The sequence below is a fragment of the Amycolatopsis speibonae genome, from assembly GCF_042647925.1.
Classification (GTDB): domain Bacteria; phylum Actinomycetota; class Actinomycetes; order Mycobacteriales; family Pseudonocardiaceae; genus Amycolatopsis; species Amycolatopsis speibonae.
The window spans coordinates 50,377-66,910 of the sequence record NZ_JBHRWK010000094.1; the positions used below are offsets into that span (position 1 = coordinate 50,377).

14 protein-coding genes are annotated in these 16,534 nt (G+C 68.5%); 7 read left to right on the top strand and 7 right to left on the bottom strand.

Going from position 1 to position 16,534, the window contains the following annotated elements:
• Window positions 1–165: 165 nt before the first annotated feature.
• Both ACFOSH_RS39370 and ACFOSH_RS39375 read right to left on the bottom strand, forming a co-directional pair.
• Complete coding sequence (locus ACFOSH_RS39370) at window positions 166–2,775, bottom strand: caspase, EACC1-associated type (RefSeq protein ID WP_378246057.1); 2,610 nt, start codon at window positions 2,773–2,775, stop codon at window positions 166–168.
• Complete coding sequence (locus tag ACFOSH_RS39375; RefSeq protein WP_378246059.1) at window positions 2,772–3,104, bottom strand: effector-associated constant component EACC1; 333 nt, start codon at window positions 3,102–3,104, stop codon at window positions 2,772–2,774. The genes ACFOSH_RS39370 and ACFOSH_RS39375 overlap by 4 nt, the downstream gene beginning before the upstream one ends.
• A gap of 172 nt (window positions 3,105–3,276) precedes the next feature.
• Between ACFOSH_RS39375 and ACFOSH_RS39380 the strand changes: the two genes are divergently transcribed.
• A complete protein-coding gene (locus ACFOSH_RS39380; protein WP_378246061.1) occupies window positions 3,277–5,094 on the top strand; it encodes a glycoside hydrolase family 76 protein in 1,818 nt (605 codons plus the stop codon).
• Between the two features lie 45 nt (window positions 5,095–5,139).
• The gene (locus ACFOSH_RS39385) at window positions 5,140–5,919 is read left to right on the top strand and encodes an isocitrate lyase/PEP mutase family protein (protein WP_378246063.1); all 780 of its coding nucleotides are present in this window, start codon (window positions 5,140–5,142) and stop codon (window positions 5,917–5,919) included.
• A 63-nt stretch (window positions 5,920–5,982) separates the two neighbouring features.
• Here the strand turns inward: ACFOSH_RS39385 and ACFOSH_RS39390 are convergent, their stop codons facing one another.
• Window positions 5,983–7,137: a methyltransferase domain-containing protein gene (locus ACFOSH_RS39390; RefSeq protein WP_378246065.1), complete on the bottom strand. Its 1,155-nt coding sequence runs from the start codon at window positions 7,135–7,137 to the stop codon at window positions 5,983–5,985.
• Window positions 7,137–7,268: a hypothetical protein gene (locus tag ACFOSH_RS39395; RefSeq protein WP_378246066.1), complete on the bottom strand. Its 132-nt coding sequence runs from the start codon at window positions 7,266–7,268 to the stop codon at window positions 7,137–7,139. Before ACFOSH_RS39395 ends, ACFOSH_RS39390 begins: the two co-directional genes overlap by 1 nt.
• 275 nt (window positions 7,269–7,543) lie before the next feature.
• Between ACFOSH_RS39395 and ACFOSH_RS39400 the strand changes: the two genes are divergently transcribed.
• The 3 genes from ACFOSH_RS39400 to ACFOSH_RS39410 all read left to right on the top strand — a co-directional run bounded on the left by ACFOSH_RS39400 (window position 7,544) and on the right by ACFOSH_RS39410 (window position 11,303).
• Window positions 7,544–8,776, top strand: coding sequence for a class I SAM-dependent methyltransferase (locus ACFOSH_RS39400; RefSeq protein ID WP_378246068.1), 1,233 nt, complete (start codon window positions 7,544–7,546; stop codon window positions 8,774–8,776).
• Between the two features lie 70 nt (window positions 8,777–8,846).
• Entirely contained in the window at window positions 8,847–10,271 is a 1,425-nt protein-coding gene (locus ACFOSH_RS39405; protein ID WP_378246070.1) for an amino acid permease, read from the top strand.
• A 297-nt stretch (window positions 10,272–10,568) separates the two neighbouring features.
• Complete coding sequence (locus tag ACFOSH_RS39410; RefSeq protein WP_378246072.1) at window positions 10,569–11,303, top strand: hypothetical protein; 735 nt, start codon at window positions 10,569–10,571, stop codon at window positions 11,301–11,303.
• Between the two features lie 50 nt (window positions 11,304–11,353).
• On the opposite strand, the gene ACFOSH_RS39415 is transcribed toward ACFOSH_RS39410, so the two are convergent.
• Window positions 11,354–11,692, bottom strand: coding sequence for a YybH family protein (locus ACFOSH_RS39415; RefSeq protein ID WP_378246082.1), 339 nt, complete (start codon window positions 11,690–11,692; stop codon window positions 11,354–11,356).
• 76 nt (window positions 11,693–11,768) lie between these two features.
• Here ACFOSH_RS39415 and ACFOSH_RS39420 point away from each other — a divergent pair, with 76 nt between their 5' ends.
• Together ACFOSH_RS39420 and ACFOSH_RS39425 are read left to right on the top strand one after the other, a co-directional pair.
• The gene (locus tag ACFOSH_RS39420; RefSeq protein WP_378246074.1) at window positions 11,769–12,746 is read left to right on the top strand and encodes a helix-turn-helix transcriptional regulator; all 978 of its coding nucleotides are present in this window, start codon (window positions 11,769–11,771) and stop codon (window positions 12,744–12,746) included.
• A gap of 275 nt (window positions 12,747–13,021) precedes the next feature.
• Window positions 13,022–15,460 (top strand): ATP-binding protein, encoded by a 2,439-nt coding sequence (locus ACFOSH_RS39425; RefSeq protein ID WP_378246076.1) that lies wholly within the window; start codon window positions 13,022–13,024, stop codon window positions 15,458–15,460.
• A 6-nt stretch (window positions 15,461–15,466) separates the two neighbouring features.
• Here the strand turns inward: ACFOSH_RS39425 and ACFOSH_RS39430 are convergent, their stop codons facing one another.
• Window positions 15,467–15,721, bottom strand: a complete 255-nt coding sequence (locus tag ACFOSH_RS39430; RefSeq protein WP_378246078.1) for a hypothetical protein — start codon at window positions 15,719–15,721, stop codon at window positions 15,467–15,469.
• Between the two features lie 114 nt (window positions 15,722–15,835).
• Window positions 15,836–16,255, bottom strand: a complete 420-nt coding sequence (locus ACFOSH_RS39435; RefSeq protein ID WP_378246080.1) for a hypothetical protein — start codon at window positions 16,253–16,255, stop codon at window positions 15,836–15,838.
• Window positions 16,256–16,534 lie beyond the last annotated feature (279 nt).

Consider the following 16,534-nt stretch of genomic DNA (forward strand, 5'->3'; position numbering starts at 1 on the left):
CCGTGTGAAGGCCTCCTTCGCGCGCTGCTGGTGCTGTTGCTGGGGCTTGGTCACAGTGATCGCCTCGGCGGGCTCACCAAGTACCGCAGGCGACCAGGGCGGCAATGGCGCGTGGGGTGGGGTGGTCGTCCCTCCCCCGGTGCCGAACCGGAGGGATCGACAGCGTCAGCGTTTGGTTCTCTTGCCGAAGAGAGAGCGCCGGCTCGCGTACTCGGGGAGGCCGATCCGGCGGAGGATGCCGTCCGTCGCCCCGACCTCCTCGTAGTGCTCCTTCACCCAGTCCGCCGTGGCGGCCAGCACTTTCGGCCTGTTCTCGATCCGGAGGGCTTGGACGAAGCTCTTGAGGTCGGAGGAGGAGCGCCCGGCCAACGTCTTGCTCAGCATGAGTTTCCCGACCATCGTCTCGTTCTCGTCGAAGAGAGTGGACAACTCCCGAGTGATGGCCGGGAATCCTCGTTCGGGTGCGGCCAGCTCGGCGAGCACGGCATCCGTGTAGCGGCTGCCGTCGGGGATCGTGAGCAGGACCTTGATCAGCGAGGGAAGTCTCTCCACCGGCTGATCACGAAGGAACCTGTGCGGGTCACGACCCGGCAGGCTGCTCACCACCGACAGGAACTTCGCCTGTCCGGCTCGGACGATGAGGAACATCAGGTACTTCGCTTCGGAGGCGGGCAACGCGTTCAGCACCGTGACGAGACCAGAGCCGCCGTTGTTCTCGATGATCCGCTCGAGCAGCTGTTCCTTGTGGCGGGGCCCGAGGCCCTCGATGACGACCGGGACCAATTCGGTCCTGGTCTCGACCTTCGCTGTGATCCGGTCGGTGAACTCCCTGGCGAGGGCGGGCTGGGCGGGCGCAAGTCTTTTCAGTAACTCGGCCACCTCGTGTTGTCCGCGTTCGCCAGCCAAGCTCAGGACTCGTTGCCGGTCCGCCGCCGTACAGAGCGCGAGAAGCTCGGCGACAGTGGCCACCGAGGCCTGGGCTGTCACCTCGTCGAGCAAGTTCTTCGCCAGGACCGGCCAGCCTTCTTCCCGAAGCTCCGCGATGATCTCCTGAATGGACTGGGCGGAGCGGTTCAGCATGGCTCGCGAGCAGAACCGGTGGGCGGCGTCGTCGTGGCCGTGTACCCGTAGCTCGGCCACCAGGGCGATCACAGCGTCGTTCCGCAGGACTTTCGCCGCGCGGGTCAGCACCCGCTCGGCGTGCTGTTCCTGGCCGGTTTCCCAAAAGGCGAGCGCGATCGCGAGAAAGTCGCCGGACTCGGTGGTGCTGTCGATGACCGCCTTGGCCACCTTGTCGCCGTCCGCCGGACGGCCTGCCTCGGCCATCGCGTGACAGAGCTGGGCGACGACGTCCGGCGGACGCGAAACCATCGCCTCCGCGGAAGCCGCGTAGAGGCCGAACGCCGCCCCTTCCCTGCCGACGGACCGTAGTTCGTCGGCCAGCGCGAGTACCGCCGGGGCGGGCAACCTGGTCACTGTGCGCCCGATCAGGCTGTCGACCTCTTCGCGCAGGCCTGCCACCCACAGGGCGTTGACGAGATCGATCAGCGAGGAACTGGCCTGGGCGGAGTCGAGCGCGGCGTCGAGGAGCCGGACGAGTTCACCGGCGCGACCGCCGTCCTGAAGCAGGTGCGCCAAGGCCGCGGCATCGCGGACGGACCCGTGTCCGGCCTCATGCAACAGCAGAGCCGCTTCCCCGGAAAGCTCCGTGTCGTACAGCGCGTCCAGGATCCGCAGTACTTCGTCCGGGGGACGCCGGGACACGGCCATGAGCACTTTCACCACGTCCGCGGTCGCGCCCGAACGGCGGAGCAACCCGACGATCGCCGCGACTTCCTGGTCCGGCCGCAGGACGGCGCACGCGACGAGGAGCTGTTCGGCGATCTCGTCCTGCTCGTGCGCCCGTAACGTCTGCACCTCGGCGTACACGTCGCTGGGACGCCGCCGGAGGAACGCCTCGAAACCGGCGGGCGGCTGGGGAAGCACGCGCGCAGACGGCGTCGATCGCTCTACCGTCGTTCGCCCGGCACTCCATCGGTTGCGCACCAACGTGATCGCGGCGCCGTCGTTGCGGCTGCGTTGCTGCGGCACGGGAAAGTGCCGGGCCTGCAGATCGGCCTTCATATGGTGGAACAGCGTCTCCATGTCGAGGAGCTCGGGACCGTCGGGCAGTCCGCGCGTCAGCTTGTCGACGAGCGTCCCGGTGAACGCGGTGTAGCGCTCCCCCGGCGGCGCCAGCGCCTTGCGCGTCTCGGCCGTCGCCGTCATGACGTAGGTGCCGTCGACCCGTGCCTGGTCGGCCAGGTCGTCGACCGAACCACCCATACCGCCAAGGGCACGGCCGCTGTAACAACAGTCCAGCAGCACCACTTTGCCGTAACAGGACAGCGCGGTACCGACGACCTCACGCCGGATGTCGTCGTACCGGACGGAACGGTAGAGCCGCTCGTTGTCCGAACCCGGCATCGCCAGGTACAACTCGAACCGGTTGTCGAGCAGACCGTGGCCCGCGTAATAGAACAGCAGCGCGTCGGTCGCTTCCGACGCGGCTTGATGGACGGCCTCCATCACCTCGTCGGGAGACTCGGGATTGAGCAGCGCGACACAGTGCTCCTCCGGCAGACCCCACAGTTCCGGATCGGTCATCGCCCGGTTCAGGGCCTCGATGTTGTTCGCGACGCCCGGCAGCTCCTCCAGCGTCGCGTACTCCGAGACCCCGACCAGCACGGCTCGGGACTTCCGCGGATCGGGCAACCCTGCCCGGGGTGCGGTCACTCGACGTCCTCCGGCCTGCTCAGCGGGAGATCCAGGTTCCGGAGCATGGCGCGTTGCTCGGCGGTCAGCTCGCCCTGGATCGTGATGGTGAACGGCGGCGCTTCCTTGCGGGAGCGCAGAAAGTTGCCCCACGCGATCCCCAGGTTCGCCAGCCCGGTCAGGGAGCCGATGGACATGCAGATGACCTCGAAGACCCCCATCTCCCCCGAGCCGCGGGACCCCGCGGTGCTGATCGTCGCGGACCGCGCCACGTCGACGTCGTCTCGGAGCCAGCTGTAGAACTCGTTCAGCGCCTGTTCGTCGCCCGCCGCGTTGATCGTCAGCTCCACGAGACCTCCCACGAAAGTGATATCCCTACAGATCGCGGCACGGGCTTGAGGCGTAACAAGAATCCTGTCCCGAGATCTGACCGGTGGTTCCCGTTGACCGGCCGGTGACGAAACCCGGATCATGAAAGGCATCCCAGATCCGGTGCGTGGCCGACCCCGAGGGCGGACAACGATGTCATCGCTGATCCATCTCGCGCTTTGCCTGATTCTGACGGTGATTCCCGTACCGACGGGGAAACCGGTGACCGCCGCGGCGGTGGTCTGTGTGCTGTCCTGCGACACTCTAGACCCTTCGCGGGCCCAGCAGGACACCTTTCCGGTTCCGGACAAGGTGTTCAACGGACGGCAGCTCCGGCTGCACGTTTCCGACGCCGACGGTATGGCCTGGGGCAGCATCGATCGCGGCGTGACCGGCGATTCGGTCTGGCTCGACCGCTCTTGGGACGGCGGCGCGACTTGGGAAGGGTTACTGGGCAAAGCGAGCATTCCCGGCGCCTGGACCGGGACGAGAACCTTGATGTACAACGTGACCGATCCCGGAAAGCACCGGCGCGGCCTGATCCGCGCGTGCGGGGACGCCGCCGGGGTCACCTGTACGGAGTGGATTCATCCGAAGGTCTGCGATGTCGCCTGCGACGGCGCCACCCAGCCGAGCGGGGACACCCAGCCGGTTCCGCCGACGACGTTGTCCGGGCGCACGATCCGCCTGCACGTCGACGGGAACGCGATGGCCTGGGGCACTCTCGAATCCGGCGCGCGGGGCGACGAGATCTGGTTGGACCGCTCGTGGGACGCGGGGGCGAGCTGGGCCGGCGGTTCGTCGCTCGGCCGGACGTCGGTCGCCGCGGGGGCGAGTACCGGCGGGACGGTGTTGTTCGCGACGCGGGATCCCCGGGGCCGCCACTACGGCGGCGCCGTCCGCGCTTGCGGCCGTGAAGCCGGGCACCAGGAAGGATCCTGTACGGCGTGGGCTCGTCCGGCACCCGCCCGCGCTCAGGCGGCGGCCGACGCGCTGCTGTACTCCTACGACCCGTATCCGGGCTGGTGGCCGAGCAGCTGGTGGAACTCGGCGGCGACGTTGACGGCGGTCATCGACCACGCCGAGGCCACCGGGGACCGCCGCTACGACTGGGTCATCGCGCGCACCTTCGAGCGGAACCGCGGCGTCTTCCCCGCCGGTGCGCGCAGTTCCGACGCCATCGAAGGGAATTTCGCCAGCCGGGCCATCGACGACAGCGCCTGGTGGGGCCTGGCGTGGGTGGCCGCCTACGACCACACCGGCGATCCGCGGTACCTCTCCATGGCGACCACGATCGCCGCCTACGTGCACCAGTACTGGGACACGGGATCCTGCGACGGAGGGGTCTGGTGGGACCGGGAACGGACCTACAAGAACGCCGTCACCAGTGGTCTGTACCTGCGGCTCGCGGCTTCCGTCCACCGCCGGACACCGGGCGACACCGTGTGGCTGCAGCGCTCCCGGACCGCGGCGGACTGGTACCTGGCCAGCGGGATGATCAACGCGTCCGGACTGGTCAACGACGGTCTCACCCGCGACTGCCGTAACAACGGCCAGACGGTCTGGACCTACAACCAGGGCCTGGGCATCGGCGGCCTGGTCGAGGTCTGGCGGGCCACCGGCGAAACCCGCTGGCTCGACGCGGCCCGGCGGCTGGCCGACGCGGCGGTGACCGGCCCGGTGCTGACCAAGAACGGTGTCCTCACCGAATCCTGCGACGTCGGCCAGAACTCCTGTGACGACAACCAAAAGCAGTTCAAAGGCATCTTCATGCGCTTCCTCGCCGAGCTGGCCGCCGCGACGAACTCGACGGCGTACCGCGACTACGCGCAGCGGCAGGCCGACTCGCTGTGGGCGTCGGATCGCGATCCGCTGAACCGGATCGGGCAGCGCTGGGCCGGTGGGACGCCGAACCAGGCCGACTGGCGGACCCAGGCGAGCGGACTCGGCGCCCTCACCGCCGCGTCGTGACCGCGCTTGCCTTGCGGGGCGGTCCACAACCTCTAGATTGAAGACATGGTTTCCACCGCCGAAAAGGCCACCCGGCTGCAAGAGTTGCACGCCGCCCCCGAACTGCTGCTCGTCGTCAACGTCTGGGACGCGATCACCGCGAAGGTCGTCGCCGAGACGCCCGGTACGCAGGCGCTCGCCACCCCGAGCCACGGCATCGCCGCCTCGCGCGGCTACCCCGACGGCGAGAAGATCCCCCGCGAGGAGATGATCGCCGAGGTCGCCCTGATCGTCCGGACGGCGGGCGACCTGCCGGTCACCGCCGACCTGGAAGCGGGCTACGGTGACCCGGGCGGCACGGTCGCCCGCGCGATCGAGGTCGGCGCGGTCGGCTGCAACCTCGAAGACCAGATGAAGCCGCTGGACGAGTCGGTCAAGGCCGTCGAGGCCGCCGTCGCCGCCGCTCAGTCCGCCGGGATCGACTTCGTGCTCAACGCCCGCACGGACGCGTTCCTCAGGGCGGGCGACCGCGACCCCGAGGAGGTGCTGGCCGAGGCGATCACCCGGGGCCGCGCGTACCTGGACGCCGGCGCGTCGAACTTCTTCGTGCCCGGCAAGCTCGACGAGACGCAGGTCGGCAGGCTGGTCGAGGCGCTGGGCGAGCGCAAGGTGAACCTGATCGGCGTTCCGGGCTCGATCCCGCTGGCGACCGCGCAGAAACTGGGCGTCTCCCGGGTCTCCTACGGGCCGTTCAGCCAGAACGTCGCGCTCACCGCGCTGGCGAAGCTCGCCGAGGACGTCTACGCCGGCGGCGGCCTGCCCGCCGACATGCGCAAGCTGAACTGACCCCAACGGCCGTCGGTCGTCCCGGACGGGTCTGCCGGTCCGGGACCACCGGCCGCGCGCTCGTCAGCGGGCTGAATCGAGGGTGATGCTCTGCCTGTCGGGGGTGATCGTCCACCGCCACGCCGACAGCGGAGGTTCGCCGCGTCGTTGCCACCACCGATAGGCCGCTTCCGCCTCGTCCCACAACCGTCGCGGTCCGTGCTGCCGCACCGCGAACCGCTCGTTCCCCGCCGGGACGACGCTCGCCCACGACCCGGACAGGACGTGGCACAGCCACGCGACGCCATGCGGCCGCCCCTCGGTACGTTCCCACACGTCGTACCGGCAATCGGACAACGCGACAGCGATCGGCCACCGGTGATCGTCAGCGAGCAACGGCACCCACGGCGCCAGGTCCGTGTCCGTCAGGTCCGCCGCCGGATCGTCCCACCGCAGCGCGCCGAGATCGGCCGCCGCGACACGATGAGTACGCATGTCCATGAAACCGACCTGTAGCCACGGCACCGCGCGACCGGTCGCCGTGCCGTCCTCGTCCACGACGAACCGCACGAGAGGACCGGACGCCATGTCCGCGCGCATCGGCGCGACGATCACGCCACCCGGCGTCACCGCTTCGACCCACGCATACGGCAACTGTCCGACATGGACACCCGCCGTCGCGATGATCCGATCGAACCGGTTGCCACCGGCGACACTGACAGCGGCGTCGGCGACCACGGTTTCCACGGTGCCGTACCCGGCCGCGTCAAGGTTCCGGCGAGCCTGATCGGCCACGCCCGGATCAATCTCGACCGAGGACACGCGACCTTTTCCGCCAACGATCTCCGCGAGCAGCGCGGCATTCCAGCCGGTTCCGGTGCCGATCTCCAAAACCGAGTGTCCTGTGTGGACGTCAAGCGCCTTGAGCATTCCGGCGACCACGGACGGCATCGACGCCGAACTTGTCGGCCGGTAGCCGATGTCCGGCCATACGGTCTGGCCGTCGTCGAACTGCGTCACCAATGCGCGATCGGAATACACCAGGGACGTCCAGCGGTCCGGATCGTCGGCGCGGTCCACCACCTCGTCTTTCGCGTCGTCGTCGTCCTTGTACCAAAACCGCGCGGGCGCGAACCCTTCACGCGCGGCAGCAAGGAAAGCGGGACGGTACTCGGCAGACAAGGCGTCCGCCGAGATCAGTTCGTCCGCGAGTCCGGTAGCCGAGTGAGCGTCACCCACTATTTGGTTCCCTCGCCGTACTTCTTCGGGTCGATATCGTCGGCCGTCTTGCCGGTCTGACCGTCCCGCGTCACGTCATGCCGACCGCCGTCCGTGTTGTCGTTGTCCCTGTCGTTCTTGTCCTCGGCCATAGCCAAGCCTCCCGATCACTCATCACTCTAGGTATCCACGCGGGTGCGTGGAACCCTTATCACCCTCGCGCCGCAGCAAGACTGGCCGACGCTCCGAATCAGCCGGGTGAACCCACGCCGGAGCCAGTGATGCAGGTCGCTGAAAGGCTTCTTGCAGGTCGGAGGCCTTTACAGACCTACCCTGGCGACCACAGGGTGCCTGTTCGCACAGAGATCCTTGTCCCCTCGGGCCGCTTTTCCTGCTCTGCCAACGGTTTTCCAGCAAGATCGCAGAAATGACGAAGGCAGCCCGAACGGATCCGATCTCGCCACGCCGCGCTGTCGGCACGGCCCTGCTCCCCCGGACCGGCATCGCCGCCCTGCTGGCTTCCGCCGATCTGCCAGGCACCCTGGAACTGCCTGACGGCTCCGTCGTGGACGTCGGGGTGGGCGAGCCGCGGTACCGGTTGAGGTTCCGCACGGACAGCGCGCTGCGGACGCCCCTCACCGAACTGGCGATCGGGCAGGCCTTCGTATCAGGTGACATCGATGTCGAGGGTGATCTCGGCGCGCTGTTCGGGGTCCGCGCCACCTTGCGGGAAGAAGTGCCGCTGCGGCAGCGGCTGCGGTTTCTCTACGACTTCGCGCGTTCGCCGCTCAAGATGAACAAACAGGCCGTGTCCGCGCATTACGGCCGGGGCGACGACTTCTACCTGACTTTCATCGACAATCGGTTCCGCTTCTATTCGCAGGGCCTTTTCCAGCACCCCGGCGAAACGATCGAGGAGGCGTCCGAGCACAAACTGGAGACGATGTTCGCGGCGCTGGATCTCCAGCCTGGTGACCGGCTGCTCGACATCGGCGGCGGCTGGGGCGGTGTCAGCCAGTACTGCGGTGCGCGCGGTGTGCACGTCACGACACTGACCATCGCGGAGGACTCCGCCGACCACATCCGGGCGCTGATCGACGACAACGGCATCAAGGGCGAGGTCCGGCTGGAGGACTTCCTCGCCCACCGTCCTGCCGAGCCTTACGACCACGCGGTGATCTACGGCGTGATCGAGCATCTCCCGAATTATCGCAGGTTCGCCGCGAAGGCCTGGGACGTGCTGAAACCCGGCGGGCGGCTCTATCTCGACGCGTCCGCTTCCGTGCGGAAATTCTCGGTGAGCGCGTTCACCCGCGAGCACATCTGGGGTGGCACGCACACCTACATGACGCTTCAGGACGTCATCGCCGAACTGCTTTACCACGGCTTCGAGGTGCTCGACGTGACCAGGGAAACCCGCGACTACGAGCTGACGATGCTGGAGTGGGCCAAGCGGCTCGACGCGGCGAAGGACGACGTCGTCGCGCGCTGGGGCGAGGAGACTTACCGGGCGTTCCGGCTCTTTCTGTGGGGCGGCACGCACGCGTTCAACGTCAACTCCCTGCAGGCCTATCACCTGGTCGCCGAGCGGACGGCGGATCCCGGTCCCCGGCCGTCGCGGCCGCGCAGGATCGTGGAGTTCGTTTCCGGACTGCGGTGACAGTGCCGGACGGGACGCTGGACCGAACCGGGCCCCGGCGCCGTTCGAGGCGGAAGATACGGTCGTCGGCATGACTCTGCGAGCCGCGGCGATGCGGCGGAAACCGGTCGCCGACCTGATCACCGAAAGTGATCACGGCACGCTGAAGCGTTCCCTCGGCCTCAGCCAGCTGACCATGCTCAGCATCGGCGCGACGCTGGGCAGCGGGATCTTCGTCGTGCTCGGCGAAGCGGTGCCGGTAGCGGGCCCCGCGGTCGTGCTGTCGTTCGTGCTCGCCGGGGTCACCGCGCTGTTCTCCGCACTTTCCTACGCCGAACTCGCCGGAATGATCCCGGTGTCCGGTTCGTCCTACTCCTACGCTTACGCCACCCTCGGCGAGCTGGTCGCCTGGGTCTGCGGCTGGTGCCTGGTGCTCGAATACGGCGTCTCGGTGGCGTCGGTCGCCGTCGGCTGGGGGCAGTACCTCAACGAACTCCTGCGGCTGACGTTCGGGTTCGCCATCCCGGACGCGCTGAGCCAGCCACCGGGCTCGGGCGGGATCGTGAACGTCCCGGCCATCGTCGTCGTGCTGCTCGCCATGATGCTGTTGCTGTCCGGCGCGAAGGAGAGCGCGCGGGCCAACGCGATCATGGTCGTGATCAAGATCGGCACGCTGGTGCTGTTCTGCGCGATCGCGTTCTCCGCCGTCCGGGCGGCGAACTTCACGCCGTTCCTGCCGCTCGGCCTCGCCGGGCTGAGCGCCGGCGGCGCGAAACTGTTCTTCTCCTACATCGGTTTCGACGCGGCCTCCACCGCGGGCGAGGAGGCGAAGAACCCGCAGCGGGACCTGCCGCGGGCGATCCTGCTCTCGCTCGCCATCGTCACCGTGCTGTACTGCCTCGTCGCCGTGGCCGCCGTCGGCGCGTTGCCGTGGCAGGAGTTCGACGGCCAGGAAGCCGCGCTCTCGCACGTGCTCGGCGCCGTGTCCGACAACCCGCTGTGGGCCGCGCTGCTCGCGGTCGGCGCGATCGTGGCGATCTCCAGCGTGGTGCTGACCGTCCTCTATGGTCAGACGCGCATCCTGTTCTCGATGTCCCGCGACGGCCTCGTCCCGGCGTCGTTGTCCAAAGTGGACGCCAAGACCGGCACGCCGCGGATCAACACCCTGGTGGTCTCCGGCTTCGTCGCGGCGCTGGCCGCTTTCATCCCGCTCGGGAAGCTCGCCGACGCCACCAGTATCGGCACGCTCTTCGCCTTCGGGCTGGTGAACATCGCCGTCCTGCTGCTGCGGCGACGGCAACCGGACGCGTCACGCTCGTTCCGCGTGCCGTTCGCCCCGGTCACGCCGATCCTCGGGGTACTGTGCTGCGGCTACATGATGCTCAGCCTCGACGGCGCCACCTGGGTCGTCTTCGGCGGCTGGATGGCGCTCGGCCTGCTGATCTACTTCGGCTACAGCATGCGCCGATCCCGGCTGGCCGGAACCGGTTCGGCCGTTCGCCGCCATAGTTCCTAGCCTGTCCAGCCGCAGTCTGCTCCGGATCATTGAAGAATCGGTGACGGATAGGGGACACTGCGTTCCGACCCACGGAAATCCCTACCGTGAACCGAGGTCCCAATGCGCAATCGTATTACCGTACTGACCGCATGCCTCGCCCTCTCCCTCACCCAATTCCCCGTCGCCACCGCAGCTCAAGAGGCAGCAGGTGCGAGAGCCCCCTTCTGCTACGAAGAACCCGTGCAACCAAAGGCCGACGTAAGTGACATAAAGGCCGGTTTCCAGTCCTCGAAGTGGTTGCAGACGATCCAGGCCGTGTACAAACGCCGATGGCCCAGCGGCGAAGGCCTCGCGATCGCCCAGGCCAAGGACAAGTACTTCAGCCAGTTCGTCACCAAGACCAGCTTCAACGGGCTCGCCGAGTCCCTGATGGTGGCGATCCACGAAGAAACCCACATGTGGGACCTGGATCCTTCTAGAACCTCGTGGGACGTGTACGTCTCCGCGTGGATCAACGCTTCCCGCAAAGCGATGAAGGTCCCCATCCACGGCGGATTCGCCCGCCGCGAAATACTGCCGCTGATCACGGACAATCTGACTTCTTCGATGGACGACATCTACCTGCGCGACCAGCAGCAGGGGTCGTATCGCATTCAGGGAGTCATCGCCGAACTCAACGCCGGACTCATGGGATTGCCCGCGGCGACGGTCGTCGCCGAGTACATCCAGGGAGTGGGCGCCAGCAATTCCCGGGACATCGTCGCCACCAACATTCGCTACCTTCAGCTCTACCTGCGCGTCGCCAAAGCCAGGTATCCCGATTACTGGGCCAAGATCAAGGCCCAGCCGGAACTGCGCGAATTCGTGCTCGCCGAGTTTCTCCGCGCCGCGTACTGGCTGGATCAGTCCGCGCCCTATGCCGCCAAACTCGGCAGCGCGGACGTGGCCAAGATCGTCGACAAGAACTACGCCCCGGAGAACCTCGCGATCATCGAGGAGTTCACCGGGGCCAAGGTGAACACCGGTTCGGCCAGGAACTGCACGGTCTGACGCCGTTCGCCGGTGACGGACACCTGTCCCGTCACCGGCGAACCGCCTCGTTACGGCACGAACACCGGCTGGTCCAATGCCCAGAGCCAGGACCCGTCCGGCTGACGGCGGGCGACCTCGACGGTCATCTCGCCGGTGGTCAGCGTGGACGCGGTGAGTGCCAGGTCCCCGCTCACCAGCGCCGGATGCTGCCTGCCCGGCAGGAGTTCCGGCGCGGCCGCGACGAACTCCTCGTACACCTTGCGGATCTCCGCGTGCCCGGTCGCGAGGTTGCCCGGCGGGAACGCCAGTACGGCGCCCGGTTCGTACAACGCCACCAGCCCCTCGACATCGCCCGCGTTGCCGCGTTCGATGAAGAACCTGCCCAGATCGTTCGGCTCGGTGGCCACAGTCCTGCTTGTCATGGGAGCAGCCTCGCACCGGATACACGACATCCTGTGTCGTGTATTCCGTTAGGGTTTTCGCATGCGCGCCGACCGGCTGGTCTCCCTGGTGTTGCTGCTGCGCCACCGCGGCCGGCTGTCCGCGGCCACGCTGGCGCGTGAACTGGAGGTCTCCACCCGCACCGTGCTGCGCGACATCGAGGCGCTGTCCGCGGCGGGCGTCCCGGTCTACGCCGAACGCGGCAGGAACGGCGGTTTCGCGCTGCTGCCCGGTTTCCAGACCGAGCTCACCGGGCTGAACCACGACGAGGCGCTCGCCCTGCTGATCGCCGGGTCGCGGCGCGGCGCGCAGGCGTTCGGCCTCGGCTCGGCGCTCGCTTCCGCCATGCTCAAGGTGGTCGACGCCCTGCCCGAAGGCCAGCGTGACACCGCGGCGGGCGCGGCCCGGCGCCTGCTCATCGACCCGGAGACCGATCTCCTCTCGCGCCGGGTGGTCGCGGAGGAGGTGCCCGACGCCCTCGTCGCCGAGGTCCGGCGCGCGGTGTTCGCCGGGCACAAGCTGCGCATCCACTACGCGGCCGCGGACCGGAAGCCGCAGTGGCGCACGGTGGACCCGATCGGCCTGGTCACCGTCCGCGACCAGGGCTATCTGCTGGCCACGCGAGACGGTGAGGACCGCACCTACCGGCTGTCGCGGCTGCGGGCCGCCGAGGAACTCCCCGAGGCCGCGCGCCGAGCGGACCGGGTCGATCTGGACCGGGCCTGGCAAGACCGCAGCACCCGGTTCCGGACCGGCGGCGACCTGGTCGCCGTGCTGGTGCGGGTACATCCGGCGCAGCGGGAGACCCTGGTGGGCACCGCGCTGGCCGTCCTCACCGAAGAGACCGACGAGGACGGCTGGCTCCGGCTGGAGGTGACCTTTCAAGACGCGCGCCACGCGGAATGGGCGTTGTGGCAGCTCTCCACGAACGCGGAAGCCCTGTCCCCGCGGTGGTTGCGCACTTCCCTGCGCGATCGCGCCACCGCGATCACCCTCCGCTACGAAGCCGGACAGCAGTGACCATTTTGAACGGTCCATGGCCTCCGTGACGATCGTTACACGGGACTACGCTCGGTCACGGCAGGGCGTCCCGGTCCTCGCGCCACGCAACCGTTGGCAACATCGTGTTCTCGCCGTGGTCATGTTCCCGCGGCGTTCGTCCTGATCACGGTCGCGGGAGCCCCGGAGCGGTCGCTCCCGGCCGTCACGGACGACGCGACACAGTGTGGTGAAGCCGCGCTTTCCGACACCGAGGACGAGTTGAGCCGACGGGGTGGATATGGATAATTCGGCCCATGACGAACGCCGCCTTGGGAAAGGCAGCCCCGACTTTCAAGACGCAGCTGAAGGGTTACCGCGTTCGCGCCGGCCTCACGCAGGAGGAGCTCGCCGAGGGATCCGGGGTGAGCGTCCGGGCCATCAGCGACATGGAACGGGGCATCGCCAAGAGCCCCCAGCGCCGGACGATCGAAGCGCTCGCCGCCTCGCTGACCTTGACCGACGAGGAGCTGACCGCCCTGCAGAAGGTCGCGAGGCAGGGGCGCGTCCAGCCTGCCGCGGTACCCGAGCCCGCGGCGGCGGGCATCTACGACTCGCCGCTGATCGGCGTCCTGCCGACCGACGTCGACGACCTCACCGGACGCGAACGTGACCTCGACGCGTTGCGCGCCCTTTCGGCCGACTTGAGCGGCGGGCGCCGCCGGTCGGGCCGGGTCGCGATCCTGAGCGGACCTCCCGGTACCGGCAAGACCACCCTCGCGGTGCGCGTGGCGCACAACCTCGCCGAGGACTTCCCCGACGGCAGGCTCTTCCTGAAGCTGCGCGGGATGTCGTCCGAGCCGACGAACCCGGCCGACGTGCTGCACCTGATCCTGCGCTCGCTCGGGATAGACGCCGTCCGCATCCCGGCCGACCCGGAGGACCGGATCAGCCTGTGCCGCTCCCTCCTGCAGGACCGGGCCACCCTGGTCGTCCTCGACGACGCGGCCGACGAAGCGCAGGTCCGCCCGCTCCTGGTCGGCGGGCCGCGGTGTCTCACCCTGATCACCAGCCGTCAGATGCTGGTGGGACTCGAAGGGGCGAGCAGGCTCCCCCTCGACGTGTTCGGCGAGGACGACGCGGTCACCCTGCTGTCGACCATCATCGGCGCGGGCCGGGTCACGCGGGAGCGGCAGGCGGCGCTCGAACTGGTCGAACTGTGCGGACGGCTGCCGCTGGCGCTGCGGATCGCGGGCAACCGGCTGGCGAGCCGTCCCACCTGGCCGCTGACGCGCCTGGTGGATCAGCTCCGGGACCGCAGCAGGCGGCTGACCACGCTGACCGCCGGTGATCTCGACGTGCGCAGCGTGTTCGAACTGTCGTACCGGCAGCTCTCCCCGAACGCCGCCGCGGTGTTCCGGCGGCTCTCGCTCGTCCCGGCGGCGGACTTCTCCGTCGGGGCCGCGATGACCCTCATCGAGGCCTCCGACGAGGACGACGCAGCCATCTTCCTGGAGGAACTGGCCGACGCGAGCCTGCTGCAGACGTCGCCGGAGAACGGCCGGTACCAGTTCCACGACCTCCTGCGGGTCTTCGCGACCGAACGGCTCTCCCGGGAGGAACCCCCGGAAGCCGTCGAGGCCGCGAAGAACCGGCTGGCCGACTGGCTGGTGCACACGGCGACGGCGGCGGGCCGCTACTTCCACCCGACCGACGGGGTGAGCCCTTCCCCGGTCGCGACGCCGTCGTTCGACGATCACGCCAGGGCGGGCAGGTGGCTCGAGGTCGAGTTGAAGAACTGGCTCGCCGCGGTCAAGAGCGTCGCCGCCCGCGGCGGTCACCAGCCGGTCCTCGACCTGGCCGAGTCCATGCACTGGTACTCGGAGATCGGCGGGACCGCGAGCACCTGGCGCGACGTGTTCGAGCTCGCCGTGACCTCGGCCGTCGCGATCGGCAGCAAACGGGACGAGGCCGTCCATCTGAACTACCTGGCCTGGGTGCAGGCTTCGCTGTGCGACCAGGCGGAAGAATCCGTCAAGATGGCCCACCGGGCCTGGGACGCCGCGGTGGAGGCGGGCGACCGCCGCGAACAGGGCTGGGCGCGGATCTACCTGACGAGCGCCCATGCCCACGACACCGGCCTCACCACGTCGCCCAAGCTGTTCGACGAGGCGACGCGCCTGTTCGAAGAGGCGGGCTATCCGCTCGGGGTCCATGTGGCACGGGCGATGCGGGCTTCGTACTGGTACCGCAACGGCCGCTTCGACGACGCCGCCGAAGAGTTCGACACGTGTATCGCCTACTTCGCGCAGGAACGCGGCGGCTCGCGCACTCCCGTGGACGACACCAACTACGCGTATCTGCTGCTGCGCTCGGTGCAGAACCTGGCCGCGCTCAACGCGTCCGATCGGGCACTGTCGCACTGCGAAACGGCACTCGCCCTGTTCCGCCGCCACGGCGCGGCCATGGGCCAGGCCCGCGCGCTCCAGACCTCCGGCACACTCATGCGCCGCCAGGGCGACCACGTCAACGCGCGCCGCCGCTTGACCGAGGCCGAGGAGATCTACGAACGCATCGGGCTGACGCAATCTCAGATCGACACGCTCTGCGACCGGGCGTCCCTGGCCGAGGAGATGGGCGATCCGGCGGCGGCACGCGACGACAGGGAACGCGCGCTCGGCCTCTGCGACCGGCTCGGCCAGGCCGAAGGCGGCAAACTCCGGGAGAAGCTGGCCGACCGCCTCAACGCCTCGTAGGCCGTTTCAAGCGGAGGTGCGGGTCAGTTCCTCCCAGGTGATGTGCCCGAGCAGGACGTCCTGGATGGTGTAGCGGGGCCCGGGCTCGAACTCGGCGATGGCCGTGGCCGCGCCGTCCCGTGACATCCCGGCGGCCGCGGCGATCCGGCCGCCGAGTTCACCCGCGTCCAGATCGCGGATGTCGTCGCGGGAGACGTAGACGGCCACCATGTCCTCTTCGGACCGGGCGGGGCGACCGAAACCTTGGATTCGTAGCGACACGTCAACTCCTTGGTGTCGAGCGGTTCTGCGACTCTGGATTCAGTAAACGCCACGCGTGCCCCGGTCACCATGAACAACCACCAGCAGAAGAACCGGAAGGAAAGTCCCGCCGGATCAGCCCGCGCTCCACACCGCCGTCCGTTCGGCGGGCGGCGTCAGGACGAAACCGACCGCGCGCTGGACGACCTCCGGCGGCACCGGCACCGCCGTCCCCCGCTCCCGGATGTGGCCGAGCAGGCACGGTTCCGGTGCCATCCCGTGGTTTTCCAGGTAGTAGGTGACGGTGTCGGTCCAGATCCACGTCCCGTCGGTGAGGAAGTTCGTCGGCACCACCGCGGTCCGCTCCGGGTCGAGGACGTCGTCCAGCAAGGACGGCGTGACCAGGATCGGGGTGCCGCCGGTCAGATACGCGACGAGCGCCCGCAGTTCCTCCGGGTCCTCGACCAAGGGGTGGCCGGGCGCGAACCCGGGGCCCGTTTCGGGGTCGACGACGTCGAACACCCTGGCCAGGGTGAACTCTTCCGCTGTGGTCACCGGGATACCTCCTGTCGACGGGCATGGTTTCGCGACCACAGCACACCGCGGCGGACCGCCGGGCACCAGGCAGGAGAGGCGGCAGAACCGCCGGCGGTCAGTCGACTAAGTGCGCGGTAAGGCAAAGGTGGCGTGCCGTTGAGGTGTGCGCCGAATGTGGCATTGGGGACGTTGGGCTTGGATCCACCGGCGTGTTTGTTGGATGGTCTTGATGGTGTTTGTTGATCATGTGTTTGGTGGGTGGGTGTGGTGGATCACCGGTCGTCGCATCCGGTGTGT

Coding starts and splice junctions, on each gene's coding strand:
- ACFOSH_RS39380 (WP_378246061.1), top strand. CDS start 3,277: ATGTCATCGCTGATCCATCTCGCGCTTTGCCTGATTCTGACGGTGATT.
- ACFOSH_RS39385 (WP_378246063.1), top strand. CDS start 5,140: ATGGTTTCCACCGCCGAAAAGGCCACCCGGCTGCAAGAGTTGCACGCC.
- ACFOSH_RS39395 (WP_378246066.1), bottom strand. CDS start 7,268: ATGGCCGAGGACAAGAACGACAGGGACAACGACAACACGGACGGCGGT.
- ACFOSH_RS39400 (WP_378246068.1), top strand. CDS start 7,544: ATGACGAAGGCAGCCCGAACGGATCCGATCTCGCCACGCCGCGCTGTC.
- ACFOSH_RS39405 (WP_378246070.1), top strand. CDS start 8,847: ATGACTCTGCGAGCCGCGGCGATGCGGCGGAAACCGGTCGCCGACCTG.
- ACFOSH_RS39420 (WP_378246074.1), top strand. CDS start 11,769: ATGCGCGCCGACCGGCTGGTCTCCCTGGTGTTGCTGCTGCGCCACCGC.
- ACFOSH_RS39425 (WP_378246076.1), top strand. CDS start 13,022: ATGACGAACGCCGCCTTGGGAAAGGCAGCCCCGACTTTCAAGACGCAG.